Origin of the sequence: Anabaena sp. AL93 (assembly GCF_001672085.1) — a bacterium.
GTDB classification, from domain to species: Bacteria; Cyanobacteriota; Cyanobacteriia; order Cyanobacteriales; family Nostocaceae; genus Dolichospermum; species Dolichospermum heterosporum.
The window spans coordinates 1-6,325 of record NZ_LJOU01000172.1; the positions used below are offsets into that span (position 1 = coordinate 1).

A 6,325-nucleotide genomic window follows, 5' to 3' on the forward strand; every position below is an offset into this window, starting at 1 on the left:
CTCCCCCAACTCCCCCAACTCCCTGTTCCCTCTTGCCTCTTACCTCAAATAGAAAAGTTACTCACCCGAAGACAGATATTTTTTGAGATATTTTCATGAAAAAACTGTACTGGCTGTTACAATCTTGTTAAGAAAAGTTGCCCGTTGAATTTTGGGAACGCGCAATTTGGTTTTGACTCTACTGAGAAGACAACTCGAACAACGTTTTTTTATAGACCAGCCCTGTGGGAGGGGTTGGTCTTTTTGTTATCCTCAGACATCTTTCCCAGGAAACAGAAACAACATCTGAACCCATTGGTGTCAACTTAAGCTCAAATCCCTACCACATCTCGTTCCTAGTCTCTGACTAGGAATGCAGTTGATGAGGCTCTGCCTCTAATATTATTGAAGGCAGAGCCTCCTAGAATTCATTCCCAGTCAGAGACTGGGAATGAGATGACTTGAGTTCTTTGCGGGATAGAGGTTTTACCTTAAGTTGACACCAATGATCTGAACCATAGCAATCCTAAATTGGTTATAAACAATAAAATTCCCGATTTCTTAGAGAAGTCGGGAATCTGATTTGCGAAATTTTATCTAACTTGCTATGATTAAAAACTGAAAGTAGTTCTCAAAGCACCAATCACTAAATTACTACTGCTATCATCGTGATTTGGGGCTGTTAGCCAAATTACAGCGGGGGTAATGGTGATATTGTCGCTGACCTTGTATTGATAAAATCCCTCAACGTGATAAGAGGTATTTGGATCTTTAGTAATTCCAGTAACAGTAGAATTCGTGACCTTTGGTTCCATACCAAATATAATACCAGCTAAGTTACCTTTTTTACCCAAATCTGGTAAACCTAAAGTAACAGCATAGTTCCAAATTTCCGCTTTTCCTTTGGTACCAGTCAAAACTTGACTATTGGTATATCCAGCCCAACCACCTAAAACAAGCTTCTTCGTAATACCTAAAGATGCTTCCACACCGTAGGAATTACTGGAAAAGTTTGTACCAGGGGCAAGATTGGTAAATGTGGCGTTATTACTACCTGTAGCCAGTGACTTGTTATAGGAATTGATGTAAGTTAAACCAAGGGAAATGCGATCGCTTGGTTTGACTGTTAATTGTGCTAAACCGCCGTAAGGACCATCAAACAACCCATTTCCGGGAGTAGGGGTATTGTGCTGACTAGCCAAGTAACCTAAACTGAGAGTTAAATTTTCACCGAATTTTTGTTTTACACCTAGTCCTGCGCCACCCAATTGGGCATAGATGGGGTTTCTGGTTCCAAATGCGGACACAGCACCGGACCCACCATTCCCATCAAATAGATTCAATGTGGTGTCAAGGTCGAGAATTATACCATCATTGGCTATGATGTTGGCATAAGTGTTTTTACCAAGAGGGAATCCATAGGAAAGCGCACCTATGGAAACATTGTTATTAGGTGTGCCACTGGCAAAGGACAATTTACCTTCTGTAGTATTAAGACCAAAACTGTTAATATTATTGCTTTCTAACCTGGTAAACAGTGTGTCTTTTCCAGTAAAACTGGTGACAAGCTCCAGTCTAGTTCTAGCGCCTAATGTCGTATTCTTGCTAGTAATGTTATTATTACCGACTTTATTGCCAGAAATAACACCACTAACAACCGCAACAACCTGTCCTTGCAGTTTGGTGGTAGTTGAAAATTGATTAGCTTCTAAATCAGCGGTTTTGGCTTCTACAGTGTCTACGCGCCCTTTTAAGGTTGCTAGTTCTGCGGAAAAGTCCTCTTGCAACTTTTGGATTGTTGCTAAATCTTGTTTTGATACTAAATCACTGGTAGCAGTAGCAATTAATTCATTGACTCGATCTAAACAGGCATTTAACCCGGCTGCAAATTCGTATCGTGACAACGCCCGATTACCCCGAAAAGTCCCGTTAGGATAACCTGCAACACATCCATAGCGTTCTACCAATGATTGTAATGCCTGAAATGCCCAATCATTAGGTTGAACATCGGATAACTGAGACACGGAAGTAACTTGAGATATTACCTCTTGTTGATTATTTATATTTAATTGTTGAGAATTAGTGTCAGTCTGGAGTTGATTATTTGCTGGTATTTCTTCAGCCAAGACTCCAGAACTTGTCCATAGTATAGCACTGATAACAGTCGAACTAGCAAGTAAATATGTTGAGAACTTTTGCATTTTTCTTCACACCTGGTTTTTTACGAAAAATTGAAGCTATTAAGAATTATTCTTAATAACTCTGACTTGAAACCTAGAAACTAAAAGTAGTTCTCAAAGCACCAATCACTAGATTACCATTACTATCATTGTGATTTGGGGCTGTTAGCCAAATTACAGCAGGAGTAATGGTGATATTGTCACTGACTTTGTATTGATAAAATCCTTCAATGTGATAAGAGGTATTTGGATCTTTTGCAACTCCAGTAACAGTCGCGCTAGAACTTGTGACTTTTGGTTCCATACCAGCTATGACACCAGCCAAATTACCTTTTTTACCCAAATCAGGGAATCCAAGAGTAACAGCATAGTTCCAAGTGTCAAACTCTCCCTTTGTACCTGTCAAAACTTGACTGTTGGTATAGCCAGCCCAACCACCGAGAACAAATTTCTGACTAATACCTAGAGATGCTTGGACACCGTAGGAATTGCTGGAAAATTTTTCATCGGGGGTAAGATTGGTCAATGTGGCGTTATTACTACCAGTGAGTAATGGTTGATTGTAGGAATTGATATAAGTTAAACCAAGAGAAATGCGATCGCTGGGCTTGACGGTTAACTGCGCTAAAGCACCATAATTCCCATCAAATAACCCGTTTCCAGGAGTGGGGTTATTAGCTGTACTACTTAAGTAGCCTAAACTTAGGCCTATTTTATCGCCAAGCTGGTGGTTAACTGCTATGCCTTTATCACCCAGTTGTCCATAAATCGGGTTTCTTGTCCCAAAAGTAGACACAGCCCCAAAAGCACCATCACCATCAAAGAGGTTAACTGTACTGGTAACATCGTCTGCTGCACCACCAGTAGCAATTAGTTTTACTTGTGTATTCTTGCTAACAGGAAAGGTATATGATAGAGTTGCTATGGAAAAATTGTTACCAGGATCGCTACTAGCAAAAAACAAGTTTCCTTCTGGAGTATTAATATTGGGATTATTAATATTATTACTTTCCAGTCTAGTAAGAAGTGTATCTTGTCCTGTAAAACTGCTAACAAACTCTACTCTTGTTCTCGCACCTAAAGTGGTATTTTTCCCAGGAATATCCGCACGATCAACCTGTTGATTTGTCAAGACATCACTAACAACTGCCACAACTTGCCCTTGCAGTTTAGTGGTGGTAGAAAATTGATTATTTTCCAATTCAGCAGTTTTGGCTTCTACTGTATCTACACGCCCCCGGAGGGTGACTAATTCTCCTGAAAAGTCCTTTTGCAACTTTTGGATTGTTGCTAAATCTTGCTTTGATACTAAATCACTGGTAGCTGTAGCAATTAGTTCATTGACTCGATCTAAACAGGCATTTAAACCAGCCGCAAATTCGTATCGTGATAACGCCCGATTACCCCGAAAAGTAGCGTTGGGATAACCTGCAACACATCCATAGCGTTCTACCAATGATTGTAAAGCCTGAAATGCCCAATCATTAGGTTGAACATCGGATAACTGAGATACGGAGGTAACTTGAGATACTGCCTGTTCTTGGCTATTATTAACCTGTTGTTCTGAATTAGTTACTGGTACTGGTTCTGCCTTTGCAGCAGCATTCATACATAATATGCTACTCACAACTGTTGAACTAGCAATTAGATAAGTCCAGAATTTTTGCATTTTTTCTCACACCCGTGTTTAAAGTTGATAATGCTACACTCGAATTAGTACAGCTATTAATACTGATTTTTAATATACTACAGTCATATCATAAGTTAAGCTGATCACAATAAAAGGTTAAGAAATTCTTACGAACTGGAAATATTCTCAGTATACAGCAGTATTACCTGAAATTTCTAAATATTCTGTAATGCTTGATACAGTAGCATTTTTTGATGACTTATATGAGAATGGATCTCATTATAATATATAATGCCAATGAAGTTTTATTGTCAACCTCAAACCATGAGAAGTTCTAGAGAAGTTAAAATAAGTAGAAAAACCAGAAGTTTCTTACCTCTGATTACCTTAATAATATTGTCAGTAGTTTATGGATGTAATAATCCTAACAGTGGCGAGGTTGTAAAAACAGAACCAGCCCCAGTCCAAAAATCACCAAAAACTAAGGTAGTTACCACATTTTTGCCAGTTTATTTGTTTACTAAAGCGGTAACTGGAGATGTTGCAGATGTAGAGATTTTAGTTAAGCCTGGTACAGAGATACACGAATATCAAGGGACACCGGCTAATGTAAAAGCGATCGCTACAGCCAAGATATTAGTCAAAAATGGTTTAGGCTTAGAGGAGTTTTTGGCAGATACAATTAAAAATGCCGAGAATTCTCAATTAATGGAAATTGATGCAAGTAAAGGTATTCAAGCTATTAATAAAATTTCCCCCATAGATAAAACAGCAACAGGAGAAGATGATCATGATCACGAACACCAATTTGGAAATCCTCATATTTGGTTAGATCCAGTTTTAGCAAAACAGCAAATTATCAATATTCGAGATGGTTTAATTATCGCTGATCCGGTCAATAAAGCCAACTATCAAACCAATGCAGCCGCATATATCCAGAAATTAGATAATTTAAATAATGAATTTCAGCAGACTATTAAACAAATACCAAACTGCACCTTTATCACCTTTCATGATGCTTTTCCCTATTTGGCCAAACGTTATAATATTAAACAATTAGCAGTAGTAGAAATTCCTGAAAAGCAACTTTCCCCAACAGATGTGCAAAAAGTGGTGAATACAGTCAAAAAATACCAAGTTAAAGCCTTATTTAGCGAACCAGGGTTAGATAACAAATTACTCACCAGCATTTCCCAGGATTTGGGGTTAACTGTGCGGACTTTGGATTCTTTAGAAGCTGGTGATACAAATCCAGAGTATTATTTTAAAGCAATGAAAGCTAATTTGGAGAGTTTAGCCGCTGGATGCAAGTGACGTAGGGGTAAAGCAAGAGCTTCATTGGTGTCAACCTAACGTAAAACCCATAACCCAACTGGGAATGAATTGCCAGTCTTATAGCAGAAGTCATCTGAAGATGACTAAAAGAACTAGAAAATTTTTGAACTTGTTTAGTTTACTTTAGTAAACTTTAGCTATTAGCCCGGAAATTCATTTTTAGGCGGGTCTGTCAGCCAAACAAATAAGCCATCCGTAGCTTAAGTTGACACCAATGAAGCTCTTGCTTTACCCCTATCAATACTACGACTCCTGAATCCTTCTTTTTTTCGGACTTCTGACTGACTCTTGCTATATCACTATAAATTATTGGCATCTTAAATCCTAAATTACATGACTGACGAACAAGCAGAATTTACATTACCAATATTAAAAGTTTCTGGGTTAACAGTCTACCAAAGCAGCTATCTAGCTGTGCGAGATGTTTCCTTTGAATTGTTAGCAGGAACAGATACAGCCATAGTTGGTCCAAATGGGGCTGGGAAAAGTACCTTAATTAAAGCTATTTTAGATTTAATTCCCCGCAGTGCCGGAACAATTGAAGTTTTTGGTCGCCCAATTTCTAGACTAGGAAATTTGCGGAATCAGTTGGGATATATGCCACAAAACTTTATTTTTGATCGCAGTTTTCCCATTTCAGTTAGTGAATTGGTAGCTTTAGGAATAGGGAATAAAAAACATTCATTTTTCTCGAAATTTTGGCAAGAAAAACGGGAAATATCAGCAGCAGTTACCACAGCTTTACACCGTACTGATGCTTATCGCTTGCGAAATCAGGCTATTGGGACTCTTAGCGGTGGTCAACTCAAACGGGTATTATTAGCTTATTGTTTGGTAACACCGCGAAAATTGCTAGTATTGGATGAAGCTTTTGCAGGGGTAGATGTCCAAGGAACAACGGATTTTTATGCTTTATTAAATGAATTAAAACGAGAAGAGAATTGGACGGTGTTGCAAGTTTCTCACGATATTGATATGGTAAGCCGTCATTGCGATCGCGTCATCTGTCTCAATCAAACTCTTGTCTGTTCCGGTAAACCGGAAATAGCCCTTTCACCACAAAATCTGCTGGCTACTTATGGTCCTGGTTTTAGTCGCTATGAACATCATCATTAGGGAACAGGGAACAGGGGGCAGGGAGTAGGGGGAGTAGGGGGAGTAGGGGGAGTAGGGGGAGTAGGGGGAGTAGGGGGAGTAGGGG

At 39.0% G+C, this 6,325-nt stretch carries 4 protein-coding genes; 2 read left to right on the forward strand and 2 right to left on the reverse strand.

Annotation, left to right across the window (positions count from 1 at the left end):
• Positions 1 to 590: 590 nt before the first annotated feature.
• Both AN486_RS25905 and AN486_RS25910 read right to left on the reverse strand, forming a co-directional pair.
• Positions 591 to 2,180, reverse strand: coding sequence for an iron uptake porin (locus AN486_RS25905; protein ID WP_290602991.1), 1,590 nt, complete (start codon positions 2,178 to 2,180; stop codon positions 591 to 593).
• A gap of 73 nt (positions 2,181 to 2,253) precedes the next feature.
• On the reverse strand, positions 2,254 to 3,828 hold the full coding sequence (locus AN486_RS25910; RefSeq protein ID WP_290602992.1) for an iron uptake porin: 1,575 nt from the start codon (positions 3,826 to 3,828) through the stop codon (positions 2,254 to 2,256).
• Between the two features lie 285 nt (positions 3,829 to 4,113).
• Here AN486_RS25910 and AN486_RS25915 point away from each other — a divergent pair, with 285 nt between their 5' ends.
• Positions 4,114 to 5,103 carry a zinc ABC transporter substrate-binding protein gene (locus AN486_RS25915; protein ID WP_190384574.1) on the forward strand — a complete coding sequence of 330 codons (990 nt, stop codon included), beginning with the start codon at positions 4,114 to 4,116 and terminating at the stop codon, positions 5,101 to 5,103.
• A gap of 354 nt (positions 5,104 to 5,457) precedes the next feature.
• Positions 5,458 to 6,240, forward strand: a complete 783-nt coding sequence (locus tag AN486_RS25920) for a metal ABC transporter ATP-binding protein (protein ID WP_168635920.1) — start codon at positions 5,458 to 5,460, stop codon at positions 6,238 to 6,240.
• Positions 6,241 to 6,325 lie beyond the last annotated feature (85 nt).

Excerpts from the sequence above, each read along its gene's own strand:
- AN486_RS25905 (WP_290602991.1), bottom strand. The coding sequence starts at position 2,180 with ATGCAAAAGTTCTCAACATATTTACTTGCTAGTTCGACTGTTATCAGT.
- AN486_RS25910 (WP_290602992.1), bottom strand. The coding sequence starts at position 3,828 with ATGCAAAAATTCTGGACTTATCTAATTGCTAGTTCAACAGTTGTGAGT.
- AN486_RS25915 (WP_190384574.1), top strand. The coding sequence starts at position 4,114 with ATGAGAAGTTCTAGAGAAGTTAAAATAAGTAGAAAAACCAGAAGTTTC.
- AN486_RS25920 (WP_168635920.1), top strand. The coding sequence starts at position 5,458 with ATGACTGACGAACAAGCAGAATTTACATTACCAATATTAAAAGTTTCT.